Source organism: Bacillus sp. 7_6_55CFAA_CT2 (assembly GCF_000238655.1).
GTDB lineage: Bacteria > Bacillota > Bacilli > Bacillales > Bacillaceae_G > Bacillus_A > Bacillus_A cereus.
This window is the reverse complement of record NZ_JH414708.1, coordinates 823267-839981: the sequence shown is the minus strand read 5'-3', so window position 1 is coordinate 839981 and position 16715 is coordinate 823267. Positions and strand designations below refer to the sequence as shown.

The following is a 16715-nucleotide window of genomic DNA, read 5'->3' as shown; positions in this document are numbered from 1 at the left end:
AAACTAAACGTAACGTACGTAGTAGTGTTGTTTTTTATTTTTTACGCTTCAACAGATTTCTTTTTCTTAGCAGCTCTTTCGCGCTCACTCTTATCAAGAATCTTTTTACGTAGACGAATTGATTCTGGAGTTACTTCACAGAACTCGTCATCGTTTAAGTACTCTAATGATTCTTCTAAAGTCATTAGGCGTGGTTTCTTCATTGTTGAAGTTTGATCTTTCGTTGCAGAACGAATGTTAGTTTGTTGTTTCATTTTCACAACGTTAACTGTTAAGTCGTTCTCACGAGTGTGTTCTCCTACAATCATACCAGCATATACTTCTGTACCTGGTTCAACGAAGATTACACCACGGTCTTCAACTTGCATAATACCGTATTGTGATGCTTTTCCTGTTTCAAGTGAAACTAGAACACCTTGACGACGTCCACCAACTTGTCCAGCGTGTACTGGTTGGTAGCAATCGAATGTATGGTTTAAAATACCGTAACCACGAGTTAATGTTAAGAATTCTGTTGTGTAACCAATTAAACCACGTGCTGGAACCATGAAAGTAAGGCGAACTTGACCGTTTCCGTTATTCACCATATCTAACATTTCACCTTTACGTGCACCCATAGATTCCATAATAGAACCAGTGTATTCTTCAGGTACATCGATTTGTACACGCTCTACAGGCTCACATCTTACGCCATCAACTTCTTTAATAATTACTTCTGGCTTAGATACTTGTAATTCATAACCTTCACGACGCATGTTTTCAATTAAGATAGATAAATGTAGTTCCCCACGTCCAGATACGATCCACGCATCAGGAGAATCTGTATTATCTACACGTAAACTTACATCTGTTTCTAATTGTGAACGAAGACGCTCTTCAATTTTACGAGATGTAATGTATTTACCTTCACGACCTGCAAATGGGCTGTTATTTACAAGGAACGTCATTTGTAGTGTTGGCTCATCAATACGTAATAATGGTAAAGCATCTTGATGTTCAACTGGACATACTGTTTCACCTACGTTAATGTCTTCCATACCAGAAACGGCTACTAAGTCCCCTGCTTTTGCTTCTTCAATTTCTTGACGTTTTAATCCCATGTAACCGAATAATTTCGTTACGCGGAATTGCTTCACGCTTCCGTCTACTTTCATTAAAGCAACTTGTTGTCCAACCTTCATTGTACCGCGGAATACGCGACCAACTCCAATACGTCCAACGTAGTCGTTGTAATCAAGAAGTGCTACTTGGAATTGAAGTGGCTCTTCGCTGTTATCAATTGGTGCTGGAATATGTTCGATAATTGTATCGAATAATGATTTCATATTCTCTTCTTGATTTGCTGGGTTTGAATCTAAGCTTGCTGTTCCGTTCATTGCTGATGCAAATACAACTGGGAACTCTAATTGATCTTCGTTTGCACCAAGCTCAATGAATAAGTCGATTACTTCATCAACTACTTCATCTGGACGAGCGAAGTCACGGTCAATTTTGTTTACAACTACGATTGGAGTTAAGTTTTGCTCAAGAGCTTTCTTTAAAACAAATCGTGTTTGTGGCATACAACCTTCATATGCATCAACAACAAGTAAAACACCATCAACCATTTTCATGATACGTTCTACTTCTCCACCGAAGTCAGCGTGACCAGGTGTATCTAAAATGTTAATTCTTTTATCTTCATAGTGAATCGCTGTATTTTTCGCTAAAATTGTAATACCGCGTTCTCTTTCTAGATCATTTGAATCCATTGCGCGTTCTTCAACGTGTTCGTTCGCACGGAAAGTCCCCGCTTGACGTAATAACTGGTCAACAAGTGTTGTTTTACCATGGTCAACGTGGGCAATAATTGCTATATTACGTAAATCTTGTCGTTTTTTCAACATGTCCAACTCCTAATGTCTTTTTAATCCTTCTCTATTATAAGAGCGAAGGGGATACAATAGCAATTAAAATAAAAGCAAGAATGAAAATATAGTTGTATTCTTACTTTTGTGAAAGTAAAATGAGATTGGAGGGTGAAGAAATGGAACACATTCAATATCGCTTTTTATTAACTGCAATTATCGGTGTTATTTTCTTAATCGGTATCGGCATTATGATTGCTGAAAATAGTCCAATCGGTATTATTATTTGCATTATCGGCACATTTGTTACAGTTGGATACGGTTTTGTAACAAAAAGAAAAATGCGCAAATCACAATAACGCTAAAAAGTAAGAAGCTTATACACAGCCTCTTACTTTTTTTGTTGCTCTCATATAAACGATAACACTTCTTCATACACTCCTGGTTTTGCAACTAACACACTGCTCTTCTCTATGATAGAAAGTGGCGCTCCAGAGAATGTCGTCACCTTACCTCCAACTTCTTCTACAATTATCTTTCCTCCGCCAAAATCCCATGGTGATAATCTCGGCGTTACATATGCATCTATTCTTCCTGTTGCAACGTATACCATCTCTAACGCTGCACAGCCATATGATCTTGTGCCCCTTGCTTTCTTAACAAGTGCCATCATACTTTCCATATTAAGCAATGGATTATCTGTAAGCCATATCGCATTTAAAGCTACAATACCTTGCTCTACAGTTCCTTTTTTCAGTGGAGGAATTGATATATCATTACAAAAAGCTCCAGATCCCTTGACTGCATGATATAGTTCATCATGCACTGGATCATATATAAGTCCAATCTTTCCGATACCGTTCTCATAAATCCCAATTGAAATCGCAAAATTTCTTTTTTGATGAACAAAGTTCATCGTGCCGTCAATTGGATCAATTAACCAAACAACCCCGTCAGAAGACGTTATCTCGTCTCCATAACCCTCTTCTCCTAAAATATTATGATTCGGGAATGTTTCTTTAATTTTCCCAATTAAAAACTGTTCTATCTCTCGATCCATATTTGTAACTAAGTCAGCTGCATTTGATTTTGTTTCTATAATAAGTGCTTTTTTCATTGATGCCATTAAATGCTCTCCTGCATCCCGAATCCACCGTTTGGCGTGTGCATCAATGTCTTTCCATACTTCTTGCATGTTTAAACACTCCGATCTATACTGTTCACAGAAAAAACGAACCCTTTATAAGGTTCGCACCAACTAATTTTTTATACATATACTATTATTACGCTTCTAAACGAATCATTTCAAGTCTTAACACTTCTAACTTTTGTACACACTCTTCTTTTTTCTGTTTATCATCTTCCATCATCGCATCATATAAAGTTGCTAATTCATAATCTAGCTCCAAACGTAGCACCGGTATTCTCTTTTCAGCATCTGTTCTCTTTAACGCATTAATCACCTGTCTCATATTATTTGCCTCCTCCCAATATTCGTCTGCCCTCGGACTAGAATTAATTCAATTTTCTGATTTTTTGTTTTATACTATACTATGTTGGATAAATCATCTATGCAACAAAATTATATTTTTTTATTTAAATTTTTTTGTGCTGTTTTTTTTATGAATAGTACAAGCTATGCTAAAATAAAAGCAAAATAGGAGTTGGAGGAACAATCATGACAATACAAACATTCAAGTCAACTGATTTTGATGTCTTTACAGTTGATGGTCTCGAAGAACGAATGAGTGCAATTAAAACGAACATTCATCCTAAGCTAGAAGCTTTAGGGGAACAATTTGCAGAATACTTATCCAAACAAACTGATGAGAACTTTTTTTATCATGTTGCAAAACACGCACGCCGCAAAGTCAATCCACCAAACGATACTTGGGTTGCTTTTTCAACAAATAAACGAGGATATAAAATGCTACCGCATTTCCAAATCGGCTTATGGGGTACTCATGCCTTCATATACTTTGGTTTAATCTATGAGTGTCCACAAAAAGTTGAGACGGCTCATGCCTTCTTAGAACATTTAAATGATTTAAAAACAAATATTCCAAATGACTTCGTTTGGTCCATTGACCATACTAAACCAAGTGTGAAATTACATAAAACACTTGAAACCGAAGACTTACAAAAGATGATTGAACGATTAGCTACTGTAAAAAAAGCAGAATTATTAGTTGGTATTCATATATCACCAGAGGAGTTTTCAGCAATGACCAACGAACAATTCCTTGCTAAGATTGAATCTACGATGCAATCACTCCTTCCTTTATATGCACTTTGTAATCGATAGTAGAAAACGGACAATTTATATTGTCCGTTTTTAGTTGTTATCACATTATATCACTTCAGTTTTTATTTTTCAAAATATTTTTTACATTTTTACAAGCTTTTGTTCTTCGACTTCTTTTGCCCTTTGAATAGCACGATATATAGAGTATCCACTTACTTCTTCAAATTCTTTATCAATTTTCTTTTCTTCTGCTTTCGATGGAACAATCTCTTTAAAACGACGATATAAACCCATTAATTCTTCTCTTATAATCCCTTTTTCATAAGCTTTCTCAATCGCTTCATAAAACTTAACAATTGTAACCATTTCCTCATTTGACCAATCATAATCTAACGGATATTGATATTCCATTTCGCACCTCATTTATCATTTCTTCTTGTTTCATTATGCTATCTTAAAGAGAATATTTTATTCTTCATTATAGCCACTCTGCATTATACACTATTTATTCATTTTAATGGAATTGTCTTCCTCTATTCATTAATTGAGGCTAACTATTAAACATACTCACCTTAAAAACATTTTTTTCTATACATCTATAATTATTGGTGATATAATGCTTTTGTTTTATAGAAAGTAAAGTGAAGCTACCATCTCAAAAACGATTTTTTGAATGGCAGAAAAACAAGCCTTATTCTAAAAAGACTAAACTTTTTAGAGCAGGATTATATAAAACAAATTACACTAAATATTATGAAGAAGAAGGGGTGTATAGATTGTCCCAATACGAAACACCATTGTTTACCGCTTTAGTTGAGCACAGTAAGCGAAATCCAATTCAATTCCATATTCCTGGTCATAAAAAAGGACAGGGCATGGATCCTACATTTCGCGAATTTATTGGGCATAATGCATTAGCAATTGATTTAATTAATATTGCGCCACTCGATGATTTACATCATCCAAAAGGTATGATTAAAGAAGCACAGGATTTAGCAGCCGCTGCATTCGGTGCAGATCATACTTTCTTTTCTATTCAAGGTACAAGTGGTGCTATTATGACAATGGTGATGAGCGTTTGCGGTCCTGGTGACAAAATCCTAGTACCACGAAACGTGCATAAGTCAGTAATGTCAGCTATTATTTTCTCAGGCGCAAAACCGATTTTTATGCATCCTGAAATCGATCCAAAGCTCGGTATTTCTCATGGAATCACAATTCAATCTGTCAAAAAAGCACTTGAAGAGCACTCAGATGCAAAGGGCTTACTTGTTATTAACCCAACGTACTTTGGGTTTGCTGCAGACTTAGAACAGATTGTACAATTAGCACATTCTTATGACATCCCTGTACTAGTCGACGAGGCTCATGGTGTTCATATTCATTTTCACGATGAATTACCCATGTCAGCGATGCAAGCTGGTGCAGATATGGCAGCAACAAGTGTTCACAAATTAGGAGGCTCTTTAACTCAAAGTTCTATTCTTAATGTGAAAGAAGGCTTAGTGAATGTAAAGCATGTCCAATCTATTATTAGCATGCTTACAACTACATCAACTTCTTACATCTTGTTAGCATCCCTTGATGTTGCGAGAAAACGTCTTGCTACAGAAGGAACAGCACTCATAGAACGAACAATACAATTAGCTGAGCATGTTCGTGATGCTATAAATTCTATTGAGCATCTTTACTGTCCTGGAAAAGAAATGTTAGGTACAGATGCTACCTTTAACTATGATCCAACAAAGATAATTGTATCTGTAAAAGATTTAGGTATTACCGGCCACCAAGCTGAAGTATGGCTTAGAGAGCAATATAACATTGAAGTAGAACTCTCAGATCTATACAACATACTATGTCTTATCACTTTGGGAGATACACAAAGTGATACAAATACACTTATTGCAGCTTTACACGATTTAGCAGCAACATTTAGAAATAGGGCAGATAAAGGTGTTCAAATACAAGTAGAGATTCCAGAAATTCCAGTGCTAGCACTTTCTCCTCGAGATGCTTTTTATTCGGAAACAGAAGTCATTCCATTTGAAAATGCAGCGGGTCGTATTATAGCTGATTTTGTTATGGTTTATCCGCCAGGGATTCCAATCTTTACTCCGGGGGAAATTATTACACAAGAAAACTTAGAGTATATTCGGAAAAACTTAGAAGCAGGTTTACCTGTACAAGGTCCTGAAGATATGACCTTACAAACATTACGTGTTATTAAAGAGTACAAGCCTATCAGTTGATAGGCTTTTTTTTTCACCTTTTTTCCTTTTCTTCATACGATACTTAAGAATGTAACGTATAGGTGGGGATACTATTATGATTGTAATAGGCCGTTCTATTGTACATCCTTATATTACAAGTGAATATGAGCCATTTGCAGCAGAGAAACAACAAATTTTATCAATAATGGCAGGAAATCAAGAAGTTTATTCCTTCCGAACAGCTGATGAACTCAGCTTTGATCTCAATTTACGAGTTAATATTATTATCTCTGCACTAGAGCTTTTTCAAAGTGGATTTCAGTTTCGCACATTTCAACAATCCTTTTGCAACCCCCAGTATTGGAAAAGAACATCCCTTGGAGGATTCGAGCTTCTTCCAAACATACCATCTTCTATTGCCATACAAGATATTTTTAAAAATGGAAAACTATATGGAACTGAATGCGCAACCGCTATGATCATTATTTTTTATAAAGCTTTACTATCATTGTATGAGGAAGAAACTTTCAATCGTCTATTTGCAAATCTTTTACTTTATACATGGGACTACGATCAAGATCTAAGGCTCATAACAAAAAACGGTGGCGATCTTGTTCCAGGTGACCTCGTTTACTTTAAAAACCCACAAGTGAATCCAGCTACGATTGAGTGGCAAGGAGAAAACACAATCTATTTAGGAAATTTCTTTTTTTACGGACATGGCGTGGGTGTAAAAACAAAAGAAGAAATTATTTATTCATTAAATGAACGAAGAGTCCCTTACGCTTTTATTTCAGCTTTCTTGACTGATACTATTACCCGTATCGATAGCCGTATAATGAGCCAATATGCTTCTTCTAGTACACCACAGACATCCATAAGCTTTATTCCAATTAGAGATGATGCAATCGTTGCAACAGTTGGTCATACAACTACAATTTATTAAAAAAGCGCCTACACATGTAGGCGCTTTTTCTTATTATTAAGCTTTTGTATGTTCTTTATGGTCACATTCGCAATGAGATCCACATTTCCCGTATAGTACTGTTGATTTTTCATCTTCAAAATGTCCAATTGTTCCTTCACATACTTGGCATACGATTGTTCCCATTTTCATTTCCCCCTGAGTTTTAATAGTAATCTATTTATTTATCATTAAGCTTTCGCATTATCTTTTCTAGCACAGTCACAATTTGTTCCACATTTTCCGTAAAGTACCGTCGTTTTCTCATCTTCAAAATGTCCGATTGTTCCTTCACATACTTGGCATACGATTGTTCCCATTTTTCATTTCCCCCTAAGTTTATGGTCCTAAAAACTTTTAGCTGTCCATTTCCTATCAATTATTGGGCTTTTGTATGCTCTGTGTGATCACATCCGCAAGATCCACATTTCCCGTAAAGTACCGTTACTTTCTCATCTTCGAAGTGTGCAATTGTACCTTCACAATCTTGACATACGATTGTTCCCATTTTTCATTTCCCCCTAAGTTTATAATCCCAAAAACTTTTTTGTAACCGCTTAACTTTCTGTCTTTATTTTAATATGTTATACTTTTTACGTCAATAGGTTTTTAGTATAACACATTAAATATTTTTAATTTAAATTAGTATGCGATATTAAGATAAAAAACAGCCATATTTATAAGTACGACTGTTTCACATTAATTATTCTTCATATTCCGCATGTAAAGAAGTTGACGGAACTAGAAATTTGAAAAACTGAGCTAACTCCTTTGCTTCCTCTTCTGATCCTAATTTAAAAATCTCCTGTATATATTGAACATTCTCTACATCATCTCGTCCGAGTAAAGTAGACCTTCCTGTTTGCATACAAACAATGAGCGGCTTTCCAAAAAACATATTTGTATAAATAACACCAAAATCATAACGTGTATCATGTGTCATAAACCCTAAAAATCGTACCTTCACACTTTCATGCTCATCATACAATTTTTCAAACATTAGTTTCCACCTTTCTACATCACGTTTCATTAATAGTATATTAAACAAAACATGTAATACTCCTTTTAATTGTCAAAAAATTCAGTAGGATGTAGAATGATAGTATTCTACTAAGCTAGGGGGAACTTATATGCAACACGCCTTTATTACGCTTGTACCGAAATCCAACCAACAATCAGTTTCAATAGATGATATAAAACAACTTTTTCATTATTATAAAACAGTTACTTCTAAAACTGGTGCCCAAATTAATTACACGTATACAAATACCGCTTTTCCTTATGAAATTTTAGATACATCTACAACAACATTAAAACTTCAATCCACTCACGACCGGTATGACTCAATTTATATTGGTGTTGGTATAGAAAATGAACAATCTTTCATCCAAGTTTCTTTACCACCTAATGCAACATTTGGTGACAAAGGGAAAGCAAATGAATTTTGCCGTTTTTTAGCGAAGAAATTAGAAGGAGAGTTACAATTATTTAATGGAAGAACAATGTATTTTTATAAACGCTAATTTAAAAAATAGATAATATGATTAAAAATAATATACAATTCGAACATGTAAGAAATAAAGCTTGCTTTCTTACGTGCAATACAAAATATGCTATTACATAGGCTAAATATAGAAATACGAAAAAAAGAATAACTTTATAATGAAACTTATCACCATTCGATAATGTTAATACAGTGGAAAAGCCACTCCATAGTAGTAAATGATAAAATATAACATGTAATATTTTCATGGAACCTTCTCCTTTGACATGCTCTATTTTATTAATATATGGGGTTAAGTTTGAATCAATTACATATTATAGGATGATATATATTACCTTTGAAGTAAGTTAAGCCTGAATCATTTGTTAAAGTATTATATATTCATTCGACAAGTACGTTTAAAGACCTTGCAAGTCATTTGATGAAAATAAAAATAGCCCCTCTCTTACAATAAGAGAAGGGCTATTTACATTACTTAAATTATTTTACAATGTGAATTGGCATTCCAAGAGCAACTTCAGCTGCCTCCATTGTGATTTCACCTAATGTTGGGTGAGCATGGATTGTTTGAGCGATATCTTCAGCTGTCATTCCAGCTTCGATAGCTAAACCAATCTCAGAAATAATATCAGAAGCACCTGCACCTGCAACTTGAGCACCTACAAGAAGACCATCTTCTTTACGTGTTACAAGTTGTAGGAAACCGTCAGTGCTGTTTAATGATAATGCACGACCGTTAGCAGCGAATGGGAACTTAGATACAGTTACAGTCATTCCAGCTTCTTCAGCTTGTTTTTTAGTGTAACCAACAGATGCTAGTTCTGGATCAGTGAAGCATACTGCAGGAATTCCGATGTAATCGATAGCTGATGCATGGCCACTAATTGCTTCTACAGCTACTTTACCTTCGTAAGAAGCTTTGTGAGCTAATGGTGGTCCAGGAACGATATCACCGATTGCATAGATGTTTGGTACATTTGTACGACATTGCTCATCGATTTCGATGATGCCGCGGTCAGTCATTTTAACTCCAACTTGCTCAAGACCGATTTCTTGAGTGTTTGGACGACGACCTACAGTTACTAATACGTAGTCTGCTTCTACAGTTTGGATTTCACCTTTAACTTCAAAGCTAACTTTTACGCCAGTTTCTGTTTCTTCAACGCCTTTAGCCATAGCTTTTGTATGGATATTTACGTTACCTTTTTTCTGTAGAGCACGTTTAACAACAGAGCTCATAGCTTTTTCGAAACCAGCTAAGATTTCGTCGCCAGCTTCTACTACAGTAACTTCTGTACCGAAGTTAGCATATGCAGTACCTAATTCCATACCGATGTAACCGCCGCCGATTACAACAAGTTTTTTAGGAATTTCAGGTAAGCTTAAAGCACCTGTAGAGTTGATAACACGTTTAGAGTATTTGAATCCTGGAATTTCGATTGGTGTAGAACCAGTTGCAAGAACAGCATTTTTAAACGTATAAGTTTGAGCTGCATCTTCAGTCATAACGCGTAATGTATTAGCATCTACGAAGTAAGCTTCACCGCGAATGATTTCAACTTTGTTACCTTTAAGAAGGCCTTCAACACCGCCAGTTAATTTCTTAACTACGCCGTTTTTCCATTCTTGAACTTTTGTAAAGTCAACTTTTACGTTTTCTGCAGTAATACCCATGTCATCAGAATGCATTGCATTCTCATAACGATGACCTGCATTGATTAACGCTTTTGAAGGAATACATCCAACGTTTAAGCATACGCCACCAAGGTTAGCTTTTTCAATGATTGCTACCTTTTGACCTAATTGTGCTGCACGAATTGCCGCAACGTATCCACCAGGACCTGCACCAACAACGACTGTATCTAATTCAATTGGGAAATCTCCTACTACCATTGTTATTACGCCTCCATTACTAATAATTGTGGGTCATTCAATAGACGTTTAATTTGGTTTAACGCTTTTTGAGCAGTTGCACCGTCAATTAAACGATGGTCAAAGCTTAGAGATAATGCTAATACTGGAGCTGCAACGATCTCACCGTTTTTCACAACTGGTTTTTCAGCGATACGGCCGATACCAAGGATTGCTACTTCTGGGTGGTTGATAACTGGAGTGAACCATTGTCCACCTGCAGAACCAATGTTTGTAATTGTGCAAGAAGCACCTTTCATTTCAGCTGGAGCTAGACGACCTTCACGTGCTTTACCAGCAAGATCATTGATCTCGTTAGAGATTGTGAAGATAGACTTACGATCTGTATCTTTAACAACTGGTACTAATAGACCTTTGTCTGTATCAGCTGCGATACCGATGTTGAAGTAATGTTTATGAACTACTTCTTGAGATGCATCGTCTAAAGAAGTGTTTAACATTGGGTATTCACGTAATGCAGATGTTAAAGCTTTAACAACGTACGGAAGGTAAGTTAATTTAATACCTTTGTCAGCTGCTACTGCTTTGAACTTCTTACGGTGAGCAACAAGTTCTGTTACATCTACTTCATCCATTAATGTTACGTGAGGAGCTGTGTGTTTAGAGTTAACCATTGCTTTCGCAATCGCTTTACGGATACCACTCATTTTCTCACGAGTTTCTGGATATTCACCAGCTGGGATTGGTTGTGCTTTTGGTGCTTCTTCTTTCGCTGCTGCTGGAGTAGCTTCTACTGCTGCTGGAGCCTCAGTTGCTGCTACAGTTTGTCCACCATTTGCAAATGCATCGATGTCAGCTTTTACGATACGGCCATTCTTACCAGTACCAGCTACTTTATGAATGTCTACACCTTTTTCACGAGCGTATTTACGAACAGATGGCATAGCAATTACGCGCTCATTTACTACTTCTGCAGTTGCTGCTGGAGTAGCTTCCGCTGCTGGAGCTTCTACTGCTGCTTCTTCAGCTTTTGGAGCTTCATCATGATCGTCACCTTTAAATTTAAGGTTTTCGTATCCAGGAGCATCAAATTTAATTAATGTATCTCCTACGATTGCAACTGTTCCTTCTTCTACAAGTACTTCAAGTACTTTACCTTTAACAGGAGAAGGGATTTCTACTACTGCTTTATCATTTTGTACTTCAAGAAGTACATCGTCTTCGTTTACTTCATCGCCTGGTTTAATAAACCATTTTACGATTTCACCTTCGTGGATACCTTCACCGATATCTGGTAGTTTAAATTCAAATGCCACGGAATTCAGCCCCCTGATTCATTTCATTATTATGGAATATGTACAAAAGAAACCAGCATGTGCTGATTTCTTTTGCACATGAAAAGCTAAAAATTAGAAGTTCATTACTTTGTTTACAGCTTCAACAATATCTTTGTGGTTTGGTAACCATACGCTCTCTGCTTGAGAGAATGGGAATACTGTATCAGCAGCTGCAACACGTACAACTGGAGCTTCTAAGTTTAAGATTGCACGGTCGTTAATTTCCGCTACAACGTTAGCTGCAATACCAGCTTGTTTTTGAGCTTCTTGAACTACAACTACGCGACCTGTTTTTTCAACAGAAGCGATGATTGTTTCGATATCTAATGGTTGAACTGTACGTAAGTCAACAACCTCTAAAGAGATACCTTCTTTTTCAAGTTCTTCAGCAGCTTTTAATGCAGCGTGAACCATAGCACCGTAAGCGATAACAGATACATCTGTACCTTCACGTTTGATATCAGCTTTACCTAAATCAATTGTGTAATCACCTTCTGGTACCTCTTGACGGAATGAACGGTACAATTTCATATGCTCTAAGTAGATAACTGGATCGTTGTCACGAATCGCAGAGATTAAAAGACCTTTAGCATCGTATGGAGTAGATGGAATAACAACTTTTAGACCAGGTTGTTGAGCCACTAATCCTTCTAAGCTATCAGCATGTAGTTCAGGAGTATGAACACCACCACCGAATGGAGAACGAACTGTTACTGGAGCAGTCCAACGTCCACCAGAACGGTAACGCATACGAGCTAATTGACCAGAAATTGAATCCATTACTTCATAAACGAAACCGAAGAATTGGATTTCTGGAACTGGACGGAATCCTTCAAGTGCAAGACCAACTGCAAGTCCACCAATACCAGACTCTGCAAGTGGAGTATCCATTACACGATCTTCACCAAATTCAGCTTGTAAACCTTCAGTAGCACGGAATACACCGCCGTTTACACCAACGTCTTCACCAAATACAAGTACGTTAGGGTCATTTTTCATTTCAACGCGTAAAGCATCAGTGATTGCTTGAATCATTGTCATTTGAGCCATGGCTTACTTCGACTCCTTTTCTTTGTAGATTTCATATTGTTCAGCTAAGTTGTAAGGCATTTTTTCGTACATGATTTCCATTAAATCAGTTACTTTTTGTTTTGGAGCTTGGTCAGCCTTAGCAATTGCTTGTTTGATATCTTCTTTTGCTTCTTCGATTACTGTCTCTTCAACTTCTTGAGACCATAGGCCTTTAGCTTCTAAGAACTTACGGAAGCGTACGATTGGGTCTTTTTGTTCCCATTCGTTTTCGATATCTTTTGTACGGTAACGAGTTGGGTCATCACCAGCCATTGTATGTGGACCGTAACGGAATGTTAAAGTCTCGATTAAAGTAGGGCCTTCGCCATTTACTGCGCGCTCACGAGCAAAAGCAGTTGCTGCGTATACAGCTAATGGATCCATACCGTCTACTTGAATTCCGTAAATACCTGCTGCTACTGCTTTTTGTGCTACAGTTTTAGCTGCAGATTGCTTTTCTACTGGAGTAGAGATTGCATAACGGTTGTTTTGAACAACGAAGATTGCTGGAGCTTTGAATGCACCTGCAAAGTTCATACCTTCGTAGAAGTCACCTTGTGAAGCACCACCGTCACCAGTGTAAGTAATTGCAACAGATTTTTTACCACGTAGTTTCATACCTAACGCAACACCAGCAGTTTGGATGATTTGCGCACCGATAATGATCTGTGGAGCTAATGCATTTACATTCTCAGGCATTTGGTTACCCATGAAGTGTCCACGAGAGAATAAGAATGCTTGGTATAATGGTAATCCGTGCCATACTAATTGTGGTACATCACGGTATCCTGGTAAGATGAAGTCTTCTGCTTCAAGTGCGAAATGACTTGCTAATTGAGAAGCTTCTTGTCCAGCTGTAGGTGCGTAGAAACCTAAACGTCCTTGACGGTTTAAAGAAATAGAACGTTGATCTAATACGCGAGTATACACCATACGACGCATTAATTCTTTTAATTGATCATCAGATAATTCAGGCATAGCTGCTTCATTCACAACTTCACCGTTTTCATTTAAAATTTGTAATGTTTCAAATTGAGCTGCGATAGCTTTCATTTGCTCATCAACATTAAATAGGGTCTTTTTTGTTTTAGTACCCATTCCGTTCACCTCTTCCTCTCTTGAACCATATTCTGAAACGCTTTCACTGGCTATTTTCCAGTTTAAAAAGCGCAACGATGTAAACCAACATGTTTGTATGTCGGTTGAGAATAATTTTGTGTACCTAACAATCTGTACTAATGTTTTTTCAGAAACATATTAATACAATCTTGATCACGTTTTTTAGTTTACAACTATTCTAATTACGATGTCAATTACTTTGAATACGTTTTTTTATAAATAATATGCAGGTTTCTACTACACAAACGTGTTTTTATTTTTTACATCTGTATTAGTAAGCATTGACCTACTGTTATATTATTCCCTTTTTCACTTATTTTTTCTCTTAGAATAATATGTAAACGATTTAATTCTCTTTAGTTTTTCTCTCTTCGTAACAAAAATATACAAACTACTCTTCCTTTTTTAGGTAAATACCTATACATTTCTACCCTCTCTTCCATACATTATAGTAACCGCAGTATTAGCGGGAAATAATAAAGGAGGTCATCTCATGTACGGATACTCATATTGCTATCCAACTTGTTCATATCCTTCCTACGGTTATGGCGGTTCTTGTGGCGGGTCTGGACGCGGCTTCGCCTTAATCGTTGTGTTGTTTATTCTTTTAATTATCGTTGGTGCTGCTTGCATTCGCTAATGTAAAACGAAACAACTATGGAAAGAAAAAGACGGCTTTGCCGTCTTTTTCTGTTTATCACATACATAACTACTCTATAATAGAACAATTTCCAAAATGCCTTCCCTTTCTTGCCGATGACTTTTTCCATCTCCTTTGGTAGACTAAAGAGGAAAGGAGAGATTACATATGCTTACAATGAAAGATGTTATTCGCGAAGGAGATCCTATTTTGCGCAACGTTGCAGAAGAGGTGTCATTACCGGCAAGCGAAGAAGATACAACTACCTTAAAAGAAATGATTGAATTCGTAATAAATAGCCAAGATCCTGAAATGGCTGAAAAATATAGTTTACGCCCTGGAATCGGATTAGCGGCTCCGCAAATCGGTGTTTCAAAAAAAATGATTGCAGTTCATGTAACCGATGCGGATGGTACATTATATAGCCATGCATTATTCAATCCAAAAATCATTAGCCATTCTGTTGAACGTACATATTTACAGGGTGGTGAAGGCTGTCTATCTGTAGACCGCGAAGTACCTGGTTATGTTCCTCGTTATACAAGAATTACAGTAAAAGCAACTTCTATTAACGGAGAAGAAGTAAAATTACGTTTAAAAGGTTTACCAGCAATCGTATTCCAACACGAGATTGATCATTTAAATGGCGTTATGTTCTATGACCATATCAATAAAGAAAATCCTTTTGCCGCTCCTGATGATTCCAAACCTCTAGAGCGATAATAATAAAAAGGCGGAAGTTAATCTTCCGCCTTTTTATTATGAAATGGGTTCCATATTCACTTATAGCAATCCAGCCCACTTTAGTCCATGATATATACCGTCTTCATTAACATCCTTTGTCACATGATTTGCAAGTTTTTTCAAGTCTTCATGGCCATTTCCCATCACAATACCTGTGCCAACGGCTTCAATCATTTCTAAATCATTTAAGCCATCTCCAAATGCATACACTTGATCACGATTAAAACCTAACTTTTCAATGTATTTCTCAATTCCTTTTGCCTTAGAACCACCATTCGGAATGATATCCATTGAATATGCATGCCAACGAATAAAATGAAAATCTGGATAATGATTAATAAACTTTTCTTCTTCATTTACTTCACAAAAAAGTAGTGTTTGATAAATATTACGTTCCTCATAAAAATTAGGCTCATATGCTGGATGCTCAAAGTTTAAGCTTCCAAAGCCTTCTTTCACATAATCATGATATTCCACTGATGCTCTCATATCTTGATGGTCAAGATATACAAGTGGATATCCTTCTTGTTTTGCAAACTGAGTAAACCTATGTAAAGCATCTGGATGTAACGGATTATTAAATATTACCTCATCTTCAAAGACAACATATTGCCCATTAAAACTAACGTAATTATGTATATCAAGTTCCCTGCGAATATCTTCGAACATAAATGGCGCGCGCCCTGTCGCAATTGCTACATGTACACCTTTTTCTTGTAACTGTTTTACTGCATCTCGTGTAGATTGCGGAATTTTTTTATCATGATCTAATAATGTTCCATCAATATCAAAAAAGACAATTTTATCATTCATTTGTCAAAATCCTTTCTGGCACTCTATATTCCTATTTTGAATATCACTTTTCAAATTCTAAAAAAAAGTATAACATATTAAACATCTGTGAAGAAAGCGTTCCCTTTCTGACCTTATTTATAAATTTTGCATATATATATTAGTAAAACATGTGGATACTTGTTCGGATGAATTTTCTTTTCCATTCTTCCTCATACTATACCTATAACTAACGGCTACTAATCGTTACTATAGAATAACTTTCACTGTATGGGAAAGGACAAGATTCACCCTTCACTTTTGTCCTATCTCTTATATCAGAGATAGAGTTTTCACTAGTAATAGGCATGTTTAAAATAAGGAAAGGAAG

21 protein-coding genes are annotated in these 16715 nt (G+C 36.3%); 7 read left to right on the top strand and 14 right to left on the bottom strand.

What is annotated here, in order from left to right:
- Positions 1–41: 41 nt before the first annotated feature.
- Complete coding sequence (gene typA / locus HMPREF1014_RS04680; protein WP_000914762.1) at positions 42–1886, bottom strand: translational GTPase TypA; 1845 nt, start codon at positions 1884–1886, stop codon at positions 42–44.
- A 140-nt stretch (positions 1887–2026) separates the two neighbouring features.
- Between typA and HMPREF1014_RS04675 the strand changes: the two genes are divergently transcribed.
- Positions 2027–2206: a DUF5325 family protein gene (locus HMPREF1014_RS04675; RefSeq protein WP_000400127.1), complete on the top strand. Its 180-nt coding sequence runs from the start codon at positions 2027–2029 to the stop codon at positions 2204–2206.
- A 50-nt stretch (positions 2207–2256) separates the two neighbouring features.
- Here HMPREF1014_RS04675 and HMPREF1014_RS04670 read toward each other — a convergent pair whose 3' ends face one another.
- Both HMPREF1014_RS04670 and HMPREF1014_RS04665 read right to left on the bottom strand, forming a co-directional pair.
- On the bottom strand, positions 2257–3042 hold the full coding sequence (locus tag HMPREF1014_RS04670) for an inositol monophosphatase family protein (protein ID WP_001158702.1): 786 nt from the start codon (positions 3040–3042) through the stop codon (positions 2257–2259).
- Positions 3043–3130: 88 nt separating this feature from the next.
- Entirely contained in the window at positions 3131–3319 is a 189-nt protein-coding gene (locus HMPREF1014_RS04665; protein ID WP_001250164.1) for a YkzI domain-containing protein, read from the bottom strand.
- A 206-nt stretch (positions 3320–3525) separates the two neighbouring features.
- On the opposite strand from HMPREF1014_RS04665, the gene HMPREF1014_RS04660 reads away from it, so the two are divergent.
- Entirely contained in the window at positions 3526–4152 is a 627-nt protein-coding gene (locus HMPREF1014_RS04660) for a YktB family protein (RefSeq protein WP_000155317.1), read from the top strand.
- Between the two features lie 81 nt (positions 4153–4233).
- Here the strand turns inward: HMPREF1014_RS04660 and HMPREF1014_RS04655 are convergent, their stop codons facing one another.
- Positions 4234–4503: a UPF0223 family protein gene (locus HMPREF1014_RS04655; RefSeq protein WP_000456549.1), complete on the bottom strand. Its 270-nt coding sequence runs from the start codon at positions 4501–4503 to the stop codon at positions 4234–4236.
- Positions 4504–4868: 365 nt separating this feature from the next.
- Here HMPREF1014_RS04655 and speA point away from each other — a divergent pair, with 365 nt between their 5' ends.
- Positions 4869–6341: an arginine decarboxylase gene (speA, locus tag HMPREF1014_RS04650; RefSeq protein ID WP_000084902.1), complete on the top strand. Its 1473-nt coding sequence runs from the start codon at positions 4869–4871 to the stop codon at positions 6339–6341.
- A 76-nt stretch (positions 6342–6417) separates the two neighbouring features.
- The gene (locus HMPREF1014_RS04645) at positions 6418–7248 is read left to right on the top strand and encodes a protein-glutamine gamma-glutamyltransferase (RefSeq protein WP_000635356.1); all 831 of its coding nucleotides are present in this window, start codon (positions 6418–6420) and stop codon (positions 7246–7248) included.
- Between the two features lie 36 nt (positions 7249–7284).
- On the opposite strand, the gene HMPREF1014_RS04640 is transcribed toward HMPREF1014_RS04645, so the two are convergent.
- From HMPREF1014_RS04640 to HMPREF1014_RS04625, 4 genes are all read right to left on the bottom strand, one after another.
- Positions 7285–7413 carry a GapA-binding peptide SR1P gene (locus HMPREF1014_RS04640; protein WP_000536796.1) on the bottom strand — a complete coding sequence of 43 codons (129 nt, stop codon included), beginning with the start codon at positions 7411–7413 and terminating at the stop codon, positions 7285–7287.
- A gap of 44 nt (positions 7414–7457) precedes the next feature.
- On the bottom strand, positions 7458–7586 hold the full coding sequence (locus HMPREF1014_RS04635) for a GapA-binding peptide SR1P (protein ID WP_000536803.1): 129 nt from the start codon (positions 7584–7586) through the stop codon (positions 7458–7460).
- A gap of 59 nt (positions 7587–7645) precedes the next feature.
- Entirely contained in the window at positions 7646–7774 is a 129-nt protein-coding gene (locus tag HMPREF1014_RS04630) for a GapA-binding peptide SR1P (protein WP_000536778.1), read from the bottom strand.
- Between the two features lie 195 nt (positions 7775–7969).
- Positions 7970–8266 carry a DUF3055 domain-containing protein gene (locus tag HMPREF1014_RS04625; protein WP_000462038.1) on the bottom strand — a complete coding sequence of 99 codons (297 nt, stop codon included), beginning with the start codon at positions 8264–8266 and terminating at the stop codon, positions 7970–7972.
- A gap of 130 nt (positions 8267–8396) precedes the next feature.
- On the opposite strand from HMPREF1014_RS04625, the gene HMPREF1014_RS04620 reads away from it, so the two are divergent.
- The gene (locus HMPREF1014_RS04620) at positions 8397–8789 is read left to right on the top strand and encodes a DUF1885 family protein (protein ID WP_001163302.1); all 393 of its coding nucleotides are present in this window, start codon (positions 8397–8399) and stop codon (positions 8787–8789) included.
- A 1-nt stretch (position 8790) separates the two neighbouring features.
- Here HMPREF1014_RS04620 and HMPREF1014_RS04615 read toward each other — a convergent pair whose 3' ends face one another.
- The 5 genes from HMPREF1014_RS04615 to pdhA form a co-directional block, all read right to left on the bottom strand.
- Entirely contained in the window at positions 8791–9018 is a 228-nt protein-coding gene (locus HMPREF1014_RS04615) for a hypothetical protein (protein ID WP_000697469.1), read from the bottom strand.
- A gap of 232 nt (positions 9019–9250) precedes the next feature.
- Positions 9251–10663: a dihydrolipoyl dehydrogenase gene (gene lpdA, locus HMPREF1014_RS04610; RefSeq protein ID WP_000260104.1), complete on the bottom strand. Its 1413-nt coding sequence runs from the start codon at positions 10661–10663 to the stop codon at positions 9251–9253.
- A 5-nt stretch (positions 10664–10668) separates the two neighbouring features.
- Positions 10669–11958 (bottom strand): pyruvate dehydrogenase complex dihydrolipoyllysine-residue acetyltransferase, encoded by a 1290-nt coding sequence (gene pdhC, locus HMPREF1014_RS04605; RefSeq protein ID WP_000863419.1) that lies wholly within the window; start codon positions 11956–11958, stop codon positions 10669–10671.
- 93 nt (positions 11959–12051) lie between these two features.
- Positions 12052–13029, bottom strand: coding sequence for a pyruvate dehydrogenase complex E1 component subunit beta (pdhB, locus tag HMPREF1014_RS04600; protein ID WP_000068168.1), 978 nt, complete (start codon positions 13027–13029; stop codon positions 12052–12054).
- A gap of 3 nt (positions 13030–13032) precedes the next feature.
- The gene (pdhA, locus tag HMPREF1014_RS04595) at positions 13033–14148 is read right to left on the bottom strand and encodes a pyruvate dehydrogenase E1 component subunit alpha (RefSeq protein WP_000536895.1); all 1116 of its coding nucleotides are present in this window, start codon (positions 14146–14148) and stop codon (positions 13033–13035) included.
- 514 nt (positions 14149–14662) lie between these two features.
- Between pdhA and HMPREF1014_RS04590 the strand changes: the two genes are divergently transcribed.
- Both HMPREF1014_RS04590 and def read left to right on the top strand, forming a co-directional pair.
- A complete protein-coding gene (locus HMPREF1014_RS04590; protein WP_000274562.1) occupies positions 14663–14809 on the top strand; it encodes a YjcZ family sporulation protein in 147 nt (48 codons plus the stop codon).
- 168 nt (positions 14810–14977) lie between these two features.
- Positions 14978–15532, top strand: coding sequence for a peptide deformylase (gene def, locus HMPREF1014_RS04585; RefSeq protein ID WP_000957048.1), 555 nt, complete (start codon positions 14978–14980; stop codon positions 15530–15532).
- Between the two features lie 60 nt (positions 15533–15592).
- Here def and HMPREF1014_RS04580 read toward each other — a convergent pair whose 3' ends face one another.
- Complete coding sequence (locus tag HMPREF1014_RS04580) at positions 15593–16366, bottom strand: Cof-type HAD-IIB family hydrolase (RefSeq protein ID WP_000998278.1); 774 nt, start codon at positions 16364–16366, stop codon at positions 15593–15595.
- Positions 16367–16715 lie beyond the last annotated feature (349 nt).